Genomic DNA, 20,958 nt, shown 5'->3' with positions numbered 1-20,958 from the left:
AGCAAGCTATTTGTTTAAAATAAAGCAGCTGTTTAAGCTTATGTAATAGTCTGGGGATGTATGGTCTAAAATCAATAGAGGCCGGCCTTATACAGCATGCTAGGCTGCGATTATATAAGGAAGTACATAGCAATCTAATTTATCTATAAAATACTAATATAGCATGTTGCATAAAAAGCAAATTGAACAATGGGTATACCGTTTTGGTTACGATACAGATTATTCTTATGGTCATCCATCTATATTGGGCAATAAAGGGTATGGCTTGGCACAGATGTCCTCTTTAGGCTTTCCGATTCCACCAGGTTTTACCATCATAACCGATGGTTGTAGCGACTATTATGCAAAGGGGCAAACGATTTCCCAACCCATTTGGGATCAAGTGGTAGCTGAGATCCAACTACTTGAAAAAGAAACAGGCAAGCATTTTGGAGGCGGTCCTTTTCCATTGTTGTTGGCGCTACGTTCTGGCGCTAAAATCTCTATGCCAGGTATGATGGATACATTGCTTAACCTTGGTCTAAACGATGAAACGGTGGAATTATTAGGTCATGCTACCCAAGATTTTAGATTTGCCTATGATAGCTATCGCCGTTTTATAGAAATGTATGGACATATCATTATGGGGATGCCCTACCATCTATTTACAGCCGTAATAGATGGCATAAAACAACAAGACAATCCGCGTCATCAGGAAGGATTAAGTCTTAACGCGTTGCATACAGTTATTGATAGCTATAAAAAAATAATTTGGACCCATACAGGTACTACTTATCCACAAGATGTCTTTGAACAGCTTAGAAAGACTATAGCTGCCATTTTTGCATCTTGGAATGGCGCAAGAGCAGTCACTTATAGAAAGTTAAATCATATAGATGATCAAGATGGTACAGCGGTTACCATTCAGGCTATGGTATTTGGCAATAGGGGTACAGATAGTCTAACAGGTGTCTTATTTACTAGAAATCCATCTACAGGAGAACGAAGTTTATTTGGTGAATATTTAATAAATGCCCAAGGCGAAGAGTTGGTTTCGGGTCTAACGACCCCTTGGCCCATCACTAAACAAGGCATACCGTCCATTCAAGAAGCCGACCATGCATTGGAAGAAAAATATCCCCTAATTTTTAGTCAGCTCAGCAACTTAGCGATTGAGTTAGAAAACCATTTTAGGGAGATGCAAGATATTGAATATACCGTTGAACAAGGTAAGCTATGGCTGTTGCAGACTAGAAATGGCAAGCGTAGTGCTAAAGCTGCTGTTAAAATAGCCATTGATATGATGCAAGAAGGTAAGATTGATGCAAAAGAAGTATTGAAAAGGATAGATTGTAACCACATAGAGCGGCTGTTGCATCCTACATTAGATGAGAGCCAAACTATAGAAGTATTAACCCAAGGGCTTCCTGCTGCACCAGGTGTTGCCTCTGGCGTAATTGTCTTTTCACCAGAAGAAGTAGCAGCCATTTCAAAAACAGAAAGTGTCTTATTGGTTAGGTCAGAAACTACACCTGATGATATAGGTAGTATGGCCATGGCGGCAGGCATTTTAACCACCAAAGGGGGTATGACCGCACATGCTGCTGTAGTAGCCAGAGGTATGGGCAAACCTTGTGTATGCGGTGCACATGATATTACCATAGATCGCCAAAATAAATGGCTGCTTATTGGCCAGACAAAAATCCCAGTGGGTAGTTGGTTGACCATTAATGGTACCACCGGGCAAGTGATAAAAGGTAAAGTAGCCACTATTAGACAGAAGCCTTTCCCTGAGTTTATAACCCTTATGCAGCTGGTAGATAAGCTCAAAAGAATGGAGGTAAGGGCCAATGCAGAAACTGTTCAAGATGGAGCCGTAGGACGATCTTTTGGTATGGCAGGCATAGGTCTTTGTAGAACAGAACATATGTTCTTTCATCCAGATAAGATGTGCCTATTTAGAAAAATGATCTTAACCCCTTCTAAAACATCCCGTATCGACTTTCTAACAAAATTGATGCCCATGCAAAAAAGAGATTTTAAGGCGCTTTTTCAAATCCTAGATGGCTTACCCATTACCATAAGATTATTAGATCCACCTTTACATGAGTTTTTACCTAGCCATCCAAAAGATCTGGCTGACTTAGCCTTGCAAATAGACTATCCCCTTTCTGAAGTAGAAAAGCGTATAGAGCTGCTTTCTGAAGTAAATCCAATGTTAGGCCATCGTGGTGCTAGGTTGGCCATAACCTTTCCAGAAATTTATGTGATGCAGCTTCAAGCCTTGTTTCAGGCGGCATTAGAAGTAGAAAACGTTGCATTAGAGATTATGTTACCCCTTGTTTTTGATGCCAAAGAAGTAATTTTTCTTAAAAATGTCATAGAAGAAGTACATCAAAAAATAGCACCGCATATTCTATATAAACTTGGCGTAATGATAGAATTACCAAGAGCAGCCTTACAAGCGGCAACTATTGCACCATTAGTGGATTTTTTTAGTGTGGGCACGAATGATTTAACCCAAACTACATTTGGTATTTCACGGGATGATGGCGTAAAGTTTCTAGAGGATTATCAACAAAAGGGGCTGTTGCAAGCAGACCCTTTTGTTACGATTGATCAAGAAGGCGTTGGCGCATTGATTCAAATGGCTGTAACGAACGGTAGGTCGACAAATCCAAGATTAAAAGTAGGCATTTGTGGTGAACATGGGGGTGACCCAGCTTCTATCCAGTTTTTTGAGTCGATAGGTTTAGACTATGTATCTACTTCTCCCTATAGAGTACCTATTGCAAAGTTAGCTGCTGCAAAGGCAAATTTGCTCTAAACCTGTTGTCCTTAGCAAAATATACGGCTATATGTCCCCTATTTTAAGCATTGAAACTGCCACAACTGTCTGTTCTGTTGCGTTACATCATAGTGGTACACTTATAGCCCATACTGCACTTTGCATGGATCGTTCGCATTCCGAATACTTAATGCCAATTGTAGAAGCTTTATTAAACAATAGCAACTGTGATACAAAATCATTGGAGGCCATAGCTGTGTCTGCTGGTCCTGGTTCCTATACTGGGTTACGGATTGGTACGGCAGTGGGAAAAGGTCTTTGTTACGGATTAGATGTGCCACTTATTTCGGTTTGTACGCTGGAAGCTATGGTCTATGGCATGCGTCCATTTGTTGATCGGGGTACCTTACTATGTCCCGCCATTGACGCGAGGCGAACGGCTATTTATACCCTTATAGCGGACCAAGTTGGCCAAATCAAATCTCCTCCCCATGTAGCGCTATTGGATAGTAAAGTATACCGAGATGGACTTCCCAACCAACCTTTACTTTTTTTTGGAGACGGTGCATTGAAATGCAAAACATTCCTTGCAGAAAATAAAAACATCCGTTGTATAGCACAAGTAGTTCCTTCTGCTATACAAATAGGCTACTTGGCTTTTGCTAAGTTTCAACAACAGCTTTGGGTAGATGTTGCCCATTATACGCCTTGTTATTTAAGCCAGTTTCAGGAAAAATAAAAGAATTTAGGATATTTATTTGGTTTTTTTTTGGATTAGCCTTAATATTGCTTCTATTAAGTCATTAGTAAAACCAGATTAGCTTATAATAGCGTTAAATTACTGCTGAGCAGTAAAGTTCATGTATAAATGAATCAATAATAATAAAAAGTTCTTTACACACAAATTTTAACATTAATATGAAAAACATAAAAAAAACTTTAATAGCAGGCCTTTTGGCTTGTGCTGCATTTAATGCTAAGGCAGAAGTAAATCCATTTAGTTGGGGTGCTAAAATTGGCCCAAGTCTATCCTTTGCCACGGCGTCTGATGATACTAAGATTAATGGAAACAAAGCAAGTGGTAAGTTTTTTGATACCCTTTTTGCTCACGGTGGTCTCTATGTTGAATATGCATTTAACGATTATATAGGTATGGGGCTAGAAGCTGGCTATATGAAGCTAGGAGGAACCTTAACAGAAGACAAGTCCACGAATGGCAATGATAATACCCATGAGTCCAATACCACTAATTCGAAAGAACCTTCTTCTATTGGCATGGCTAGCCATGGTGTGGCTATTCCGCTCCATCTACAATTCTATCCATTGGGTCGTGAAGAGGAATCAGGTATTTTAAAAATTAATGTAGGTATTACGAGCTATGTTCCATTTACAACAACTTGTACAGAAAATGGTAATGAAATAACTCTTACAGAGGATCAGAAAAAAGAGCTTCCGATTTATAGAGGAGCATTCCACGCTGGCGCTGTATACGAATTCCCATTTGGTCTTACTATTGATGCTAAGTATGCATATGGATTTGGACCTAAGGAAAACCTTAAATTGCAAACAGGTAAATCACAATCTATATTTCAGAATGCTACATTAACGAAATTCCCTACACAGCATCTTACACTTGGTGTAGGTTTTAATTTTATGTCTTTACTGACGTAGTAGGCTAGAAATAAAGCAGTAAGCCTTTTTGGGCTTATTCTTTTATTTTACCTTTATTTAATAGGAGCCAGCTGGTGTATGCATCAGCTGGCTCCTATTAAATAAAGGCCCGTTCGTCTAGGGGTTAGGACGTCAGGTTTTCATCCTGGAAACAGGGGTTCGATTCCCCTACGGGCTACGCTTTCACGCATATGCTGCTTATTAAATCTTTTAAATTTTTAATAAAATTAATTTCTATATTAGAAGATATAGACAGCTGCTGATGTTGTGTAGCTACAAAGGCCTCTTTAAACCCCAATTTTTCCGCTTCTGCTATTCTGTGCTCTATTCTTTGTACCCCTCTTAGCTCACCGCCTAGTCCAACTTCTGCTATAAAACATTTGCTATTGCAGATAACCTTATCCTTTAAGGAGCTTACAACTGCCATACAGATGGCCAAATCTAATGCAGTATCATCTACCCTAAGCCCCCCTGTAATATTTAAAAATACATCACGGTCATGTAGCCGCAAACCAGTCCGCTTTTCCAATACAGCTAGCAACATGTTCAACCGCCTGGGGTCATAGCCTGTAGCGTTCCGTTGAGGATTTCCATATCTGGTTGCTGTTACCAATGACTGACTTTCGAGCATCAATGGCCTAGTGCCTTCTAAACAAGCGCCGATAGCTATACCAGGATAGTCCTGTTGAGAAAGTAGCATAGAGGAGGGATTGTTAACACCATGTAGTCCAGTTACTTTCATTTCATATATCCCTAATTCTGATGTAGGACCAAATCGATTCTTTATGGTCCGTACCATTCGATATAAGCATGACTTATCTCCTTCAAACTGGAGCACTGTATCTACCATATGTTCCAATAATTTAGGACCTGCTAATCCCCCATCTTTATTGATATGCCCTATTAAAAATAGGGCTACATCTGTACTTTTGGCATACTGCAGCAGTCGTGTGGTACAAGCCTTAATCTGATTGATACTCCCTACCGATCCTTCCTCTTCTTCATCATATAAGGTTTGAATAGAATCTATAACCAATAAAGTTGGTTCCAAATCATTTGCATGTTTGAGTATCTGTACTAAAGCAGACTCCTGTAGCAGAAAGCAGTTTGGTGAAGACAATCCAAGACGAGAAGCACGTATTTTAATTTGATTTTCTGTTTCTTCTCCAGATACATATAATACTTTAATGGCTTTTAATTCTAAGGCCATTTGAAGCAAAAGAGTTGATTTACCAATACCAGGCTCGCCGCCTAACAGTACCAATGATCCTGGAACAATTCCTCCACCCAGTACCCTATTGAACTCTGCGTCTTCAGATAGCAGACGTTTACTAGTAGTCGGTTGAATCTCCTCTAATCTTTTGGGATGGTTGGCAGATCTTTGGGTTACTATGATACCACGTTTGGTATTACCGCTTGTACTAAATTGGGTGACCCTATTCCATTCTTTACATCCATCGCATTTTCCTTGCCATTTAACATATTCTAGCCCACAGTTTGTACAAAAAAATGTCATATAAATTTTGTTTAGCTGCCCAATAATATAGAAACAATTTTATGGTTTAGTCCATGTTATTTCATATACCATTTCTGTGGTTTCATTTACCTTAAAGCGTTCGTCTATTCTATGGCCTATTACCCATACAATTTGATCATTACTTGTGATGACGCATACCCTTTCTTTGATAGCAATTGGTATTTTAAGATCAATTAATAAATCGCTGATCTTTTTACGTCCTTTCATACCAAGGGGATAGAAAAAATCTCCAAGTTGCCATGGACGTATGATCAGCGGAAACTGCAACTTATCGTAGTCCAGTGCTGCGATCATAGTTGTTTTTTTTAGTATATAGTTGGCATTCTTGTAACAATGAAAGTATAAAAGGTGATTCCTGTATGGAATCGATCGTGTCGTATCTGCAATTACCTGTTCCGGAAATGGTTCTCTTTTTTTTTTGCTTACCAACCAATTTTTTCTATCTATATATAGCGTATGTTCTGTTGAATGGATCATTTTTCCACTGGTCCTAGTGGTTTTGAGTAGCTGTTTGATTTGTTTAAAGCTAAAGCCATAAGGGCGCAATAGTTCAAATGTTACCGTAGTAGCCCATGGCTGATCGATGATGGGGTGTATGGATAAGTAGTGGATCCCTTCTTTAAAAGAGCTTACCTTTTTTTTTATCTGATCCATATGATTGTCAAACAGGTTGCCTATATCTTTCAATTGTATAGCTGTTGTTTGCATGGTTGAGGCAAGGTTTGGATTGACTTGATGTAAAAGGGGGATTACTTTATTTCGAATAAAATTCCTTTGGTAATGGTTGCATTGATTGGAACTATCTTCTTCCCAATGCAACTTTTGTTCTGCTGCATAATGTATGATTTCCTTTTTTCTAGCAAAAAGTAGCGGACGTATGACCTGATGGTGCATCGGCTGAATGCCATAGAATCCTTTAATACCTGTGCCTTTAATAAAGTTAAGTAGTATGGTTTCCATCACATCATCCCAATGATGTGCTGTAGCTATTTTATCCCATCCATATTGTTCTAGTAGCTTATCAAAGAATTCGTAACGTAAGCTTCTAGCAGCCATTTGTATAGAAACTTTATTGTTGTGTGCGAAGGTTTTTGTGTCAAATTGGGTGGTATAAAAAGGGACTTCATAAGATGCGGCTAATGCTTGTACAAATGCGGTTTCCCCATCTGCTTCTGCGCCGCGTAAATTGAAATTACAATGGGCTATAGCAAAAGGTAAGCAGGCCTTTTTAAAAAGGTGGCAGAGTACCACAGAATCTACCCCACCACTTACTGCTAAAAGAGTGGTTTGATGGCTATCTACGATTAACTTTTTGTCCGCTAGAAACTGTAAAAAAGAAGTAAACATAGTTTGAAAATTGAAACGCTGCCCATAGGTACCAAACGATGCATATGCTTCCTTTAAATAAAAGGAAGCATAGATGAAGCAGTATAGTTGCCAAATTATTATGTAAATTTATTCTAAAGTTAGGGAATGTAGATCCCATCACCTACCATACGCTAGCTAGGCTAGGTAGTTTAGATTATTTTAATTTGTTATTTAAAGCATATGGCAGAGTGCATTAGGATGCCTAAAATGAGTGATACTATGGAGTATGGTATCGTAAGCCGTTGGATTAAGCAAGTAGGGGATAAGGTGGTAGCTGGTGATATATTGGCTGAGGTAGATACAGATAAAGCTACTATGGAGTTGGAGTCCTATGAAGATGGTACATTGCTGTATGTAGGCGTAGCAGAAAGGGCAGCTGCAAGGATTAATGATATAATTGCCATTATAGGAGATCCTGAAGAGGATATTAACACACTATTGGCCTCTACTGTTGCTATAGATGGGGATAGACCTGCTGATACGCGTATAGATTTACCACTTCCAATTGTAGATGACCAACCGGTAGTGCCTACTGCCCATATGCAGTCACATTTGCCTTTAGAGCGATCTATTGCTTCCCCTTTGGCCAAAAAAATAGCAAAAGAAAAGGGATATGATCTCTCACAAATTCAGGGATCTGGTGAGGCAGGGCGGATTATAAAGAAAGATGTCATCCATTTTGTACCCAATAGACTGGACCAATTTTCGATAAGTGAGCAATCTACTAGAACAGCTTATCAAGATTTTCCCATTTCTGCTATGCGTCAAAAAATAGCAGAAGTGCTCACAGAGAGTAAAATGAATATTCCTCATTTTTACTTAACGGTTGACATAAATATGAATAAACTAGTTGAGATCCGTGCGGAGCTGAATCAATACGCATCAACAAAAATTTCTATTAATGACCTGATTATTAAAGCTACTGCCTTAGCGCTTATCCAACATCCAAAAGTCAATGCTGCATGGTTGACTGATAAGATTAGAAGCTACCAGTATGTGCATATAGGTGTAGCAGTAGCGGTTGAAGATGGTTTAATGGTTCCTGTAGTGCGTTTTGCAGATCAAAAGCCATTGGTACAAATTAGTAAAACCGTAAAAATTTTATCTAAACAGGCACAACAAAAAACATTGACGCCTAAAGATTATACAGGTGCTACTTTTACTATTTCAAATTTAGGTATGTTCGGTATTACATCTTTTTCGGCTATCATTAACCCGCCAGCGGCTTGTATTTTGGCAATTGGTGCCATGCAACAAATACCTATTTTTAAAGATAATCAGGTTGTGCCTGCACATATGTTACAGCTTACATTGTCTTGTGACCATCGCGTCGTAGATGGCCATGCAGGGGCATTGTTTTTAGCTACTTTGAAAACGTTGTTGGAACAGCCATTGAGTCTCTTACTATAAAAAACCTATCTATTTACCCCATAATAATCATATGATCCAACTTAAATCGACTACTGTTTTAGCCATGATCCACAATGGAGCAGTAGTTATTGGTGCAGATGGCCAAGCTACATTTGGCCATACCGTTGCTAAAAGCAATGTTAAAAAGGTAAGAAAGCTTTTTGAAGGCAAGGTTTTAGCTGGTTTTGCCGGTTCTACTGCTGATGCTTTTACCTTATTAGAACGTTTTGAAGAAAAGCTCCAAAGCTATCACGGTAATATGAAGCGATCGGCTATTGAGTTGGCCAAGGATTGGCGTACAGATCGTATGCTAAAACGGTTAGAAGCTATGTTAGTAGTGGCCAATCGAGAAGGATTACTAATGGTTACGGGTACAGGTGATGTGTTAGAACCAGATTATCCCTTAGCAGCTATTGGATCAGGTAGTATGTATGCACAATCTGCTGCCATGGCTTTGATGAAACATGCACCTCATTTAACCGCCATGGAAATGGTACGAGAAAGCTTAACCATAACAGCGGATATTTGTATCTATACCAACCATAATTTTGTATTTGAATCGATTGAAGATGAACGTTTAACAGTATAAGTTTATACAAGAATGGATGTACAAAAAAAATTCCATACAGCTTCTATTGTATCGCATTATTTTCCTAAATTGGCACCCAACCAAATAGCACTTTTTAATCGTTTAAGGGATATCTATGACCATTGGAATAGAAAGATCAATCTTATATCTCGTAAGGATATAGTCCATCTTTATTTGCACCATGTTTTGCATGGATTAGCCATTGCTAAGGTAATTACTTTTCGTGCCCATACTAAGATTTTAGATTTTGGTACAGGGGGAGGTTTCCCTGGTATTCCGCTAGCCATTATGTTTCCAGAGGTAAATTTTCATTTAGTCGATGCGACCGCAAAAAAGATAAAAGCTGTACAAGCAATCGCCACAACCCTTGGGTTGAAAAATATTAGCGTGGATTGGGCAAGAGGGGAGGACTTAAAGAGTACCTATGATTTTGTAATCGGAAGGGGGGTTGCCCATCTAGCTTTATTCTATCATTGGGTAAAAGACAAAATAGCTAAGGAAAATAAGAATAGCTTATATAATGGCATACTATACCTAAAAGGCCCATCATCCGACCATTTACCCATATCTATGGATGTATATCCGGTTCAGCGCTTTTTTATCGAGCCCTTTTTTAGGGAAAAGTATTTGGCCCATGTTTATACTACATAAATATATGTTTTTGCGGTGTATCCATCATTGAACCGTTTGGCAACATTAGATCTCAAAAAGCAGGAAACGCACTTTTTTCTTTCTGGTTGGAATGGCGTAATCTTTATCAAACCATTTTATGGTGTGCGCCTATGATTTTCTGATTAATTTTCAGCGCGCAAATTGCCTAAATTAGCTTTTTAATAATTCTGGAATAACCATTCCCTCCGAATTTATTTCTTTGAGTAACACTTTACAGAGCTTATTGGCTAATGCCGGTTGATGGGGCAGCTGTACACGAATGTAATTTTCTGTAAAACCTTCCATAACGCTATTATCTGCTCCATATTCGAATAAAACAGTAGCTGTATCACCCAAATGTTGGCTATAAAAATGTCTTAGTTTTTTTCTGATAGGATGCGCAACATTCTAGCCCGTTTTACACGCTCTTTTTGAGGTACTACCTGATCCATATGGGCCGCTTTTGTATGGGCTCTTTCTGAGTAAGGGAAAACATGTATATATGCAATCGGCAATTCATTTAAAAAATGATAGGTTTCTAAAAAATCTTCTTCTGTTTCACCTGGAAATCCAACCAGTACATCTATGCCTATGCAGCAAGAAGCCATTTTTTCTTTTAGATAGGTTACACGTTCTTGGTAGAGAGCAGTTGTATATCGACGCTGCATTAATTTTAAAATCTTGTCACTACCAGATTGTAGAGGTATGTGGAAGTGTGGCACAAAGCGTTTGGATGCAGTAACAAAATCTATAATTTCTTTACCAAGTAAATTGGGTTCAATAGAGGAAATGCGAAAACGTTTTATCCCGTCTATTTCATCTAAGGCTTGAATTAGTTCAAAAAAATTGGTTTGTCGTTGCTGATCAATGATGCCAAAATCTCCTAAATTTACCCCTGTCAGTACAATTTCTTTCACATTGTTGCGAACAATGGTTTGGACTTGGGTGACTACTTCTGCAATGGTAGCACTTCTGCTTGCGCCTCTAGCAAGTGGGATGGTGCAAAAAGAACAGCGATAGCTACAACCATCTTGTACTTTAAGGAAGGTTCTTGTGCGATCTCCTAGAGAGTATGCAGGAGAAAAGGCTAGTTTTTCTTTAATGGAGGTAACTTGTATCGTACCCCATTCATCCGATCGTTTTTTATGCCAGTCAGTAATCCAATGCAGCAATTTAAATTTTTCATGTGTCCCAAATACGGCGTCTACACCTGGTATGGCCGCAATCTCTTCTGGTTTGAGTTGTGCATAGCAACCTATTACAATTACAAAGGCTTTCGGTGCCATTTTTAGCGCTTCTTTAACAATTTTTGCACATTTATGATCTGCATTTTCTGTTACAGAGCAGGTGTTTAGTACAAAGACATGCGGACGTTGTGCTAGTGTTACCGTAACAAATCCTTTTTCTGTAAACAATCGACCAATTTCCGAAGTCTCAGAAAAATTTAATTTGCAGGCTAATGTATGAAAGGAAACTTTTTTCATTCTATTTCTAAAGTTTTGCAATTATGCATCTAAATAATTGGTTCTGTCGCACCTGTAATTAATTTTGTATAGCCCTCTCCCTTGTCTTGAATTTTGGATATTATGCGGCCATAAGTTTAGCAAAGTTCTCAAAAGTAGATGCTTGTTTTTTAGATTCGATTAGTTGTCCTTTTTGAATGATTCTAATATTTTTGTAGTAGTCAGGATTTAATCTAACAGGCAATAAAAAATTATAGTATATAGCTGTCAGTTAAGTTTAGGTTGTCAGGTATTCTTTTAAGATACGCGATTTGATTATTTTTTTCAAGTACTAATTTTTTACTATCCTGCCAAGTTTGCATCGGAGTTTTTCCGTAACAATATTTTCCAGAATGAGGTCGCTCATGATTGTAGTGATGCAACCAGTAATCTAAATCTTCTTGCAAATCATCTAGATTGCTATAGATTTTTTTACGCATGGCTGTATCAAAAAATTCCTGTTTCATAGTTTTATTAAAACGCTCACAAAATCCATTGGTTTGCGGTGAATAGGCTTTAGTAACCGTATGCTCTATACCTTCTATGCTTAAAAACAACTCAAAGGCATGATGCTCTATTTTGCCTTTATACTCAGTGCCACGATCTGTTAGAATGCGCAAGAGGGGTATGCTTTGTTCTTGATACCAAGGCAGTACTCTATCATTTAACATATCAGCAGCTGTCAAAGCTGTTTTATCAGTATAGAGTTTTGCATTAGCTACTCGAGAATAGCTATCTATAAATACCTGGGTATAAACCTTACCTATCCCTTTAAAGTTACCAACATAATAAGTATCTTGACAGCCTAAATAACCAGGGTGTTCTGTATCTATTTCTCCAAATGCTTCTTGTTCATTCTTACGTTTTTCTAATGCGGCTAGCTGGGATTCAGTTAAAACAAGACCATCTTGAGCCATTTTGGCTTCTAATGCTTTAAGACGTTTTTTTATATTATTTAAATCATTACGTAACCAGATAGACCTGACACCGCCTGGAGAGACCAGTATACCTTGCTGATTTAACTCATTGGATACCCTAAGTTGACCATAGGCTGGATAATCTATCGCCATATCTACTACTGCTTTTTCTATACTAGGATCTACTCTATTAGCCATGATCGGCTTCCTGCGGCTTATCTCATGTAACGCCTCTTGACCGCCTGTTTCATACAAGGATTTAAAGCGGTAATAGCTATCTCTACTATAACCCATGCTTTTACACGCTGATGAGATATTACCCAACGTTTTGGCTAGATCTAATAAACCTAGTTTAGGTTTAATTATTTTTTGATGTAACTTCATAATAATAGTCGATATTTATATCATCACAATTTAACAATTGTCAGAGTATATCTCAACTACTACAGATTATGGATCTTTTTTGCATGTTGTGTTGCATTGGTTTTTTGATAGAATTTTGGGGAGGATCTTCACGAGAGTTATGACTATCTCGACTAGATGCAATAGAAGAGTTATAATCATTTATAGAATTATAAGGTTCATTAGAATTATAACTATCGTTACTAGATGTAATAGAATTGTTTAAGGATCCATTTGTAGTTGACTTACATGCATCTGACATCTGTTTATCTATTTTTTTGAAATTTTCAATGTAAGGGTCTAATAAACCGACCAAATTTTCTATATCACTATTGGTGGGTGCTAAGTTCTTCATGTGCGAAAATATTGCCTCCAAATTATTGTCTTGGTTATTTGAAAGAAACCGGTTTCCAAAATTCTCAACGGTAGCTTTTAGCAAAGTTTTTACTATTTCTATATTTCCTGATTCTGCTGCTACTAATAGCGGTGTTTTATCCCAAGAATTTTTTTTTAAAAACAGACTAGTATACCTACGATCTAAATTCATTAGTTTTCGGTTTACAGTATGCTCACCATCTTTATAGCGTAGTGTTACTAGGCAGTCGTACATTGTATTTATGTCCCAAAAACAACTTTTTTCTACAATTGGTTTTAGTACGCATCGGCTTGGCCAACATTCAAAAAGAAGATGAAGAGCATATGTTTCTTCCATCAAGGTAGGTTTTAGTTTATCCAATAGTAATCCCATGATAGCTTGTGGTGCTTTATTTTCCTTATTTTCATTTATGCCTGCTGCTATATGAAATAGGTTGTTGTCATAACAAAAATTTTTAAGATCCATAATATTACTATATCCTTTGAACTCTTTCTCTAGTATATATCTTACTTCATTTTCATTACTATTCTCTACTGCTTTAAAAAGTTTTGCCAATGTTTTTTCTTCGGGTAATATTATTGTATTAGTCTGCCAAGAAGTACCATGGTGTGTATGAAAGTTTTTATTCTCATGGCTATGAGCCATAGCATATTCCCCCCGCCTCACCTTACTACAAGCCAGAATCAAAAAACAAACTACCCCAATGGGTAAGATAGCGCTGAAATAGCTGGTATAATATTTTTTTTTCATATCATGAAAATTAAAACAGTTAAAAATTAATACAAAACCCTAAGACTGGATACGGGGGCATTCTATTTTCTATACAATTAAAAAAACAACTAAGTTATATTATATTTATTCCTTCTTTTGTAGAAGCCTGTTCCCTTGTTAATTATAAACTAAATCGACCCAAGCTTTTTTTTAGAGGATCTTATCTTTTTTTGTCTGTTTACTAAATAGTGTACTACGATCATAGCCAAGCTAGTCATTAACATACAAGGCACCTGGCTACTATCTGTACGAAGTATAGGAAATATCCATTTGTGCCAAGCAAAAACAGATAGTAAGCCCGTAACCATGCCTATTAAAGCAACAGGCAAAGTAGTACGGAAATCTAAAACAACTAAAATAAATGGAGCCATTAGTATGGGTACATACAAACGACCATACCATGCAAGGATTTTCCGTAGTATAGACAAAGAATTAAAAGAGAGCACCAAAGTGAATACTGCCACCAGCAACAGCGCTAGACGTGCGACTAGAAGTTGGTGGGGATAAACAAATCTTTTTAAAAAAGGTATACTTTTGGGTATATCATAAGCAAACATAATACCCACTACATGTAACCTAGAATCGACCGTAGACATAGCGCAAGCTAATATAATCAAACAGACCATTCCTTTTAAGTGAGGAGAAGCATGGGCAAGAAAATAATCCCAAATATCTTTAGAGGGTATATTGGGAAACCGGACAAAGCTAAACAAACCCACTACTAGCATAGATGCTACAATAGCAGTACAAAAAATACCCGCATATAAGAATGCTTTTCTTGCCTGAGTTGGGCTAGAAGCTATATATACATTATGGACAAGATATGGACTTACCGAACTAAAAATAAAAGAAAGGTATCGCAGTATGCTTTTTACCTTACCATCGGAGGGCATAAGATTATGTAGTTCGAATTGTTTTTGATCTTGCAAAAAGTCAATCATTTCAATAATTGGTTGACCTGTTTGCTTAAAAACTAGCCAAGTTAGTACAATAAGAAGTGTAGTAAAAACAGTGCATTGCCATACATCTGTCAACGCAATAGCACGCGCACCACCAAACATTGCATAAACAACCATGACTATAGCGATGAGTATAGTAACCACCAGTGGACTAGCTGAAGGGATCAATCGGCTAGCTGTATTATATATAACATGGATTTGTAATGAAATAATAATGACTGCATTAGCAACCTCAAACAGAGCAGTAATCAATCTTCCACAACTACCATATGCAGTAGCCATTGTCTCTGGCATCGATAGGTTATCCATAAACTTGTGCATACGGCCTGATAACCAGCTTAAGAATAATAAGGGAAAAAGCGTAATACCTATTCTATACGCTATATAGAAAACGCCCTTACTAGGAACATCTACTATACTATAGTGTAGTAATGGGCCAGTACAATGGACACCTGCTATAGTAGCTACTATAGTAAATGTAGAAAATTGTTTATGTCCAATAGCATGCGCTACAAAGTTGGTAACTTTTTTGTTTCTATTCAAGGTGCACAAAGAAACCAACAACGTACATAGCAAAAATATGGCGAATGAAACCAATAAAAAATCAACTGACATAATGCTAAGTGGTAAACATCTTGAAAAAATTGTGTAAAAACTTAGGCCCTACCATCCTCTTTAACCATGACCTGAGTGAAGAATTATAGATTACTTGGAAAAATAGTGCGCATCATCACTGAATTTTTAAATTCAATTAAGGAATAATAATAATAATAATATTTTTTAGAATAAATGCAATAGAATCTTTTTGGATCTAAGGCAATTCTTTTTCTTCAAAAAACTTACTAGAAAAGAACTTACCTACTACATAACCTATACATGCACCAGCGATTATTAAAAAAAGATCTTTTTCTAATTCTAGCATTAAAAGAAGAATTTTCTTTTTCTGGTGGACGACTAAAAATAGATCTAGATACAAAAGTAAATACAAACAAGTACATAGGATCCATCTTGTGGAAATTGATTTTTCATTTTTTATTTTCTTGATCCAAAGTACACCCAGTACAATAGCTCCTATCGACAATAGCAATAATAAAAAAGAAAAAATTGGGTATAAAAGAAGATTGGTCAAAACATTGTAACAAAGTGCCAAACCACCTAATATATTTTGAATCGCACCCCCAGAATGGGTTTCCTTTTTGAGTATTTCATCTAAAGAATCAGCAGGCATATCTTGTTCATTGGTAGTTTCCGATTCCATGTTGCACAAGGTTTGTACAGCCACTTCTCCTTTGTAGCAAAAGCTAATAGACTGATTCCATTTAAGATTTGTTGTGATACAAGCGACTATGCTCAGTACATAAGATAAGAAGTGCATAAATTTTCAGCTTAATTACTTTTTTATAAGTGCTTTTTAGATTAGATTAATGTGAAAGCAGGGCGATTCTCTCCACATTTCCCTTACTTTTAACCCAATATCTTAATTTTTGAAAAAAGATCATAGTTTAAATGTATGAATATTCAAAAGAAACTTAATATTTTATTTGCCAGAAGAGGCACCTGCCACGCTGAACGATTACTTCCTCAATTAGTAGAAAACGATCTCTTGATTAGTGATAGACAACTTAGTGATCACCTTCGCTTTCTTTATCTGTATACAGATTTATTAGCCTACTACGACAACAACAATCAACGAATAGATGAAAATATCTGGCGAAGGTTTCTAGAGCAGGATGATACAGTTGTACGTTCTCTAATTTTGCATACCAATATTGATACGTTAAAAAAACGTATTCATGAAGATTTTTTAACACTACGGCGGATGCATAGAGGCATTTCAGATGGCAAGTCTATGGAAACCATATTGTCCGTCGCGCAAGAGCTGATTATATTATTGGATTATTGGTATAAAAACCTATCCAATGAAGATATAGTTCGAGTAAAACTAGCTACTATTATAGATGAAGAAATCAATACCCATATCACTAAAATATATGGATTGCTCCAGCAGTATCATAAAACCAGTTCTATTCAATCTTTTATAAACTTTTCTACTTTTCTTTATCAAAAGTGTGATAATACTTCTTTATGGCAATTAAAATCCGATTTGTTTTATGATGAAGTAGGGTGTAGACAGCTTAATGATGATCAAGTTATTGATATCTTTGATGATTTTTTTGATGCAGTTTTTAATACCATTTATACCTTAAAAGCGCTATCTGCTAGCGATTATTTTGACACCCTTTCTTCTAAGAACAAAGAACCGCATATGGCACTATTGATAGCTTTTTTACAGCTCCTAGAGTATGCAGATGGCCACCTTAATTATATTCCACAAAAGAGCTTAGATCACTACTATAGGCATGTATTAAAATTTAATAATAATCCTTCTATTCCGGACCAGGCTTATGTCCATTTTGTGCTTAGCCCCAACCATTCTTTTGCTTTTGTACCAGAAGGCAGCCTTTTGGTTGCAAAAAATCCAGTTAATGGTGAAGATATTTTGTTTGAAACAAAAAGGAATATAACCTTAAATAAAGCCAAAATTTCTGAGATTAATACCCTATTTACTACTAAAAAAATTGATAAAGAAGGATATCAAACCATTGAATTATCTGCTGCTACTTATAATAGAGAACTCTTGCAGACCCTTCCCTTTCAATTATTCCCTACCTTAAAAGATAATAAAGTAGCCAAAAAGCAAACCAACCAACACTTGGCTTTATTGGTTGGTTCCCCTTTATTGTATCTTTCTGAAGGCATTCGTACCATTTATATAAAATGGAAATTTAACTTTGAGTCTTTTCAGGTATTAATCAAGAGGAATCCAAGTAAAGAAATGGATAATGAAGGATTGTTAAAACAATTGTCAGATATCTTTCACAGCATGTTAAGGGTACAAGTTACCACTAAAGATGGGTGGTTAGATATACCAAAAGAATTTGTAACGATACGGTTTATCCATGATACCTGTTGTCTAGATATGACACTATTGCTCAATACAGAAGTACCACCAGTCGAAGCGTTGCCTACCGAATACAAAGGGGGTATCGTTAATCCTGGGACTCCTACTTTATCTATTGGCATACGTGATGGCGCCTCACTTACTGGTTTGTATCTTTTAAGTGGATTGGTATTGGAAAGAATAGATTTAAAGGTTCGTGTACAGGGATATCGTGGATTAATTCTTCAGAATCAATTAGGTATTATTGATAATAGTCAAATTTTTGAACCTTTCGGCCCATTAGCCAAATTAGACAGTAGTTTTTATATAGGAAGTGGCGAAATTTTTTCTAAAAATTTAACTGATTTAAAAATACATATCAAATGGGATAGTCTTCCTACGATAGAAGGAGGGTTTAAGAGTTATTATGATGCGTATCCTATTAAAGTGAACAATGATGACTTCAAAGTCAGTATTTCTTACTTAAATCATCAGCATTGGAATCCATCTTATGTTCAAAATAGGCAACGGGTATCTCTTTTTCAAGTTGTTAAAACCAGTAAAGGTAGTGAGCGGTTAGATGATCTTAGGACCATTAGTGAAATTGATGTAGCTGCATTACGGATCACTAAAACAAATACCCCGTTAGATGTTTCCGTTTATGGTCCTAAAACAGCAGCCGGCTTCTTAAAATTGCAATTATATACACCCGAACAAGCTTTTGGTCATGCTATCTATCCCAATTTGATGAGTAGTGTACTCGTTAAAAATGTTCAGAAAAAACAAGAAGAAGATTCTATTATTTTGAATGAGCCTTATACACCCCGTATCAAGGCCATTACCGTAGATTATGAAGCAGAGGAGTCTATTGTATTGACTTCTCCTCCTGGAGAAGAGGAAGAAAAGTATCTAAACAGTTTTTTTCGTCTTGCTTCTTTTGGCTATTTAAAGCTATTTCCCAGCAAGTTAGTCGCACCAGTTACATTATTACCATTGATACCAGAGCAATTTATAGCTTTTGGTATAGAAGATCTAAATGGTACAAATTTATCCATGCATATAGCTATTCGTGAAAATAGTTCAGATCAAGAAACCCCAAAACCCAAATGGTTCTACTTATATGATAATATTTGGGAGCCCTTTGAGGAAGCGATTGTTGTAGACGGCACCAATGGGTTATCCAAGTCTGGCATTATGATCTTTGATTTATCTAAATTGCCCAGTGATCTCAATAAAAATAATACCTGCATGAAGCCAGGATTAACTTGGTTTAAAGCACAATTTATGAATGACATCGGCGTCCTGCCCACTATAGTAGGCGTTTATATACAAGCCGTTCCTGTCTCAAGACTTATGGATAAAAATGGTGTTTTTTCTACTCCAGTACTACCCGAAAAAGCGATTCAACAGCTTAAAAATCCTATAGAGGGTATTGAATTGGTCCAACAGCCTTGTCAAACCTTTGGAGGAAGACAGTTTGAAAATCACCAAGCCTTATATAGACGGGTTAGTGAGCGGTTAAGGCATAAAAATAGAGCCATATCGGTCTGGGATTATGAACGAATGATCCTTGAAAAATTTCCAGAAATTTTCAGGGTAAAGTGTATCAACCATACCTCAAAAAGCAGGAATAATATGATAAATCCTGGTCATATAACTATTGTAGTGATGGCTAAAACAGAGCTTAGTGTGGGTATGCCCATGGTAAGTAGGCAGCTATTAGCTAAAATTAAAACATATATTCAAAGTGTAAGTGCTCCATTTATAAAGTGTGAAGTAGTAAATCCCACTTATGAGGATGTGAAGGTTAATTTTACGGTTAAATTTAAACCTGATTATGAAAAAGGATTATTTTTAAATTTACTACACCAAGACTTATATAACTTTTTTTCTCCATGGTTATTGAACCCATCAGAAGATGTCCAGTTGGGTGATAGTATACCTACGTCTAAAATTATAGACTTCATTAATAACCGTTATTATGTAGAAGGCATAGGAAATTTTTCTATATTAAAGTATTCTGGTAAACCTCCAGACTTAAAATTAGATAAGATAACAACCTATGATAGCCATTTATTTGCCAGCCATCCATGGTCTGTCATGGTTTCTTCAAAAAAGCATAAAATAGCTGTTGTGGATACATTTGATACTGCTCTGAAATTGCGTCACGGTAGCATAGGTGATATGGCTATTGCTGAAGATTTTATAGTAGGTCCATGGCAAGTGCCTAAAGAAGAAGAACTGTTGCCGCCATGTATAGATCAAGATAGCCCTATACCAAGCTTAGAACAATACTATTTAATCACTAAAAAATACATTAAAACCGATCATGGCCATCACTAGTAGAGAAGAACTAAAGAAAAGCTTTGAAAAGGGATCTATTCCTACCCAACGTGATTTTGAAGATTTGATAGATTCCATGTTCCATAAACAAGATGATAAAATTCTTTCTCAAGATTATGGCTTGAGTTTATCTCCTAAAGGTAGTTCCGCTAAGTTGATAACATTGTTTAATAACTTAAATGATTTTAAACCTACCTGGAGTATTGAACAATATCCTAAAAATACGCCATCCTTTGGGTTTAATCTTGTGGATAAAGAAGGGGAGAGTAGATTCCTTGTCCAGTCTAATGGCCATGTTGGTATAGGCACCACCAATCCATCAGAAAAATTAACTGTAAATGGTAACGTCAGTATGCATGGGCGTAGGGGAGCATATGCTTCTGGTGAAGTCCCTGGAGATGGCAACTGGTATAGTATTACACCTACATTAAATGCATGCCATGCATTTGAAGTCATTGCTAAAATTGGTAAAAAAGGGCGTGGTTTATATGCTATGACTCATGCTATAGCACTCAGCACATTTGGAGATTCCAGCAATAAGGTTAGTACTGTAAAAGCCTATTATGGAAGTTTTAGAAATAAAATTAAGTTTCGCTGGGCTGGAGATACTTTTAACTATACTTTACAAATAAAAACCCAACGTGATTATGGAGAAGATAGTATGATTAAGTATTATGTGACCAATTTGTGGTGGGAGGAAGAAGAATACGAAGCTGTGCACCAATAACATTGGATTACTAGCCCTGTTATGCAA

Annotated in this window: 16 protein-coding genes, 1 tRNA gene and 1 pseudogene; 9 read left to right on the top strand and 9 right to left on the bottom strand. The window is 36.8% G+C overall.

Annotated elements, in window-relative coordinates; translation table 11 throughout:
* Positions 1–163: 163 nt before the first annotated feature.
* The 4 genes from ppdK (at position 164) to AL022_RS00230 (ending at position 4,616) form a co-directional block, all read left to right on the top strand.
* Positions 164–2,806: a pyruvate, phosphate dikinase gene (gene ppdK / locus AL022_RS00245; RefSeq protein WP_014934208.1), complete on the top strand. Its 2,643-nt coding sequence runs from the start codon at positions 164–166 to the stop codon at positions 2,804–2,806.
* Between the two features lie 31 nt (positions 2,807–2,837).
* Positions 2,838–3,506, top strand: coding sequence for a tRNA (adenosine(37)-N6)-threonylcarbamoyltransferase complex dimerization subunit type 1 TsaB (gene tsaB, locus AL022_RS00240; RefSeq protein ID WP_014934207.1), 669 nt, complete (start codon positions 2,838–2,840; stop codon positions 3,504–3,506).
* A gap of 179 nt (positions 3,507–3,685) precedes the next feature.
* The gene (locus AL022_RS00235; RefSeq protein ID WP_014934206.1) at positions 3,686–4,438 is read left to right on the top strand and encodes an outer membrane beta-barrel protein; all 753 of its coding nucleotides are present in this window, start codon (positions 3,686–3,688) and stop codon (positions 4,436–4,438) included.
* A 106-nt stretch (positions 4,439–4,544) separates the two neighbouring features.
* Positions 4,545–4,616 (top strand) — tRNA-Glu (locus AL022_RS00230).
* On the opposite strand, the gene radA is transcribed toward AL022_RS00230, so the two are convergent.
* Both radA and tilS read right to left on the bottom strand, forming a co-directional pair.
* Entirely contained in the window at positions 4,614–5,954 is a 1,341-nt protein-coding gene (gene radA / locus AL022_RS00225) for a DNA repair protein RadA (RefSeq protein ID WP_014934205.1), read from the bottom strand. The genes AL022_RS00230 and radA overlap by 3 nt on opposite strands.
* Before the next feature lie 39 nt (positions 5,955–5,993).
* Entirely contained in the window at positions 5,994–7,322 is a 1,329-nt protein-coding gene (gene tilS, locus AL022_RS00220) for a tRNA lysidine(34) synthetase TilS (protein ID WP_014934204.1), read from the bottom strand.
* A gap of 201 nt (positions 7,323–7,523) precedes the next feature.
* Between tilS and AL022_RS00215 the strand changes: the two genes are divergently transcribed.
* The 3 genes from AL022_RS00215 to AL022_RS00205 are packed head-to-tail and all read left to right on the top strand — an operon-like array spanning position 7,524 to position 9,993.
* A complete protein-coding gene (locus tag AL022_RS00215) occupies positions 7,524–8,753 on the top strand; it encodes a dihydrolipoamide acetyltransferase family protein (RefSeq protein WP_014934203.1) in 1,230 nt (409 codons plus the stop codon).
* A 31-nt stretch (positions 8,754–8,784) separates the two neighbouring features.
* Entirely contained in the window at positions 8,785–9,342 is a 558-nt protein-coding gene (hslV, locus tag AL022_RS00210) for an ATP-dependent protease subunit HslV (protein ID WP_014934202.1), read from the top strand.
* 12 nt (positions 9,343–9,354) lie between these two features.
* On the top strand, positions 9,355–9,993 hold the full coding sequence (locus tag AL022_RS00205) for a 16S rRNA (guanine(527)-N(7))-methyltransferase RsmG (protein WP_014934201.1): 639 nt from the start codon (positions 9,355–9,357) through the stop codon (positions 9,991–9,993).
* A 171-nt stretch (positions 9,994–10,164) separates the two neighbouring features.
* On the opposite strand, the gene AL022_RS04650 is transcribed toward AL022_RS00205, so the two are convergent.
* The 7 genes and pseudogenes from AL022_RS04650 to AL022_RS00180 form a co-directional block, all read right to left on the bottom strand.
* The gene (locus AL022_RS04650) at positions 10,165–10,299 is read right to left on the bottom strand and encodes a hypothetical protein (protein WP_420888363.1); all 135 of its coding nucleotides are present in this window, start codon (positions 10,297–10,299) and stop codon (positions 10,165–10,167) included.
* Between the two features lie 71 nt (positions 10,300–10,370).
* A complete protein-coding gene (mtaB, locus tag AL022_RS00200; RefSeq protein ID WP_014934199.1) occupies positions 10,371–11,477 on the bottom strand; it encodes a tRNA (N(6)-L-threonylcarbamoyladenosine(37)-C(2))-methylthiotransferase MtaB in 1,107 nt (368 codons plus the stop codon).
* A gap of 100 nt (positions 11,478–11,577) precedes the next feature.
* Positions 11,578–11,670 (bottom strand): annotated as a pseudogene (locus tag AL022_RS04365) (IS6 family transposase); the annotation flags it as partial.
* Positions 11,671–11,707: 37 nt separating this feature from the next.
* On the bottom strand, positions 11,708–12,796 hold the full coding sequence (locus AL022_RS00195) for an IS481 family transposase (RefSeq protein ID WP_014934197.1): 1,089 nt from the start codon (positions 12,794–12,796) through the stop codon (positions 11,708–11,710).
* Between the two features lie 52 nt (positions 12,797–12,848).
* Positions 12,849–13,940: a transient-receptor-potential channel family protein gene (locus tag AL022_RS00190; protein WP_014934196.1), complete on the bottom strand. Its 1,092-nt coding sequence runs from the start codon at positions 13,938–13,940 to the stop codon at positions 12,849–12,851.
* A gap of 149 nt (positions 13,941–14,089) precedes the next feature.
* Positions 14,090–15,535 (bottom strand): sodium:solute symporter family protein, encoded by a 1,446-nt coding sequence (locus AL022_RS00185; protein ID WP_014934195.1) that lies wholly within the window; start codon positions 15,533–15,535, stop codon positions 14,090–14,092.
* Positions 15,536–15,731: 196 nt separating this feature from the next.
* Complete coding sequence (locus tag AL022_RS00180; RefSeq protein ID WP_014934194.1) at positions 15,732–16,295, bottom strand: hypothetical protein; 564 nt, start codon at positions 16,293–16,295, stop codon at positions 15,732–15,734.
* A 135-nt stretch (positions 16,296–16,430) separates the two neighbouring features.
* On the opposite strand from AL022_RS00180, the gene AL022_RS00175 reads away from it, so the two are divergent.
* The gene (locus AL022_RS00175) at positions 16,431–20,204 is read left to right on the top strand and encodes a baseplate J/gp47 family protein (RefSeq protein WP_014934193.1); all 3,774 of its coding nucleotides are present in this window, start codon (positions 16,431–16,433) and stop codon (positions 20,202–20,204) included.
* Positions 20,191–20,931 carry a hypothetical protein gene (locus AL022_RS00170; RefSeq protein ID WP_014934192.1) on the top strand — a complete coding sequence of 247 codons (741 nt, stop codon included), beginning with the start codon at positions 20,191–20,193 and terminating at the stop codon, positions 20,929–20,931. The genes AL022_RS00175 and AL022_RS00170 overlap by 14 nt, the downstream gene beginning before the upstream one ends.
* The last annotated feature ends 27 nt before the right edge of the window (positions 20,932–20,958 follow it).

The sequence above is a fragment of the Cardinium endosymbiont cEper1 of Encarsia pergandiella genome (assembly GCF_000304455.1).
Taxonomy (GTDB): domain Bacteria; phylum Bacteroidota; class Bacteroidia; order Cytophagales; family Amoebophilaceae; genus Cardinium.
This window is presented reverse-complemented; position numbering and strand designations above follow the sequence as displayed.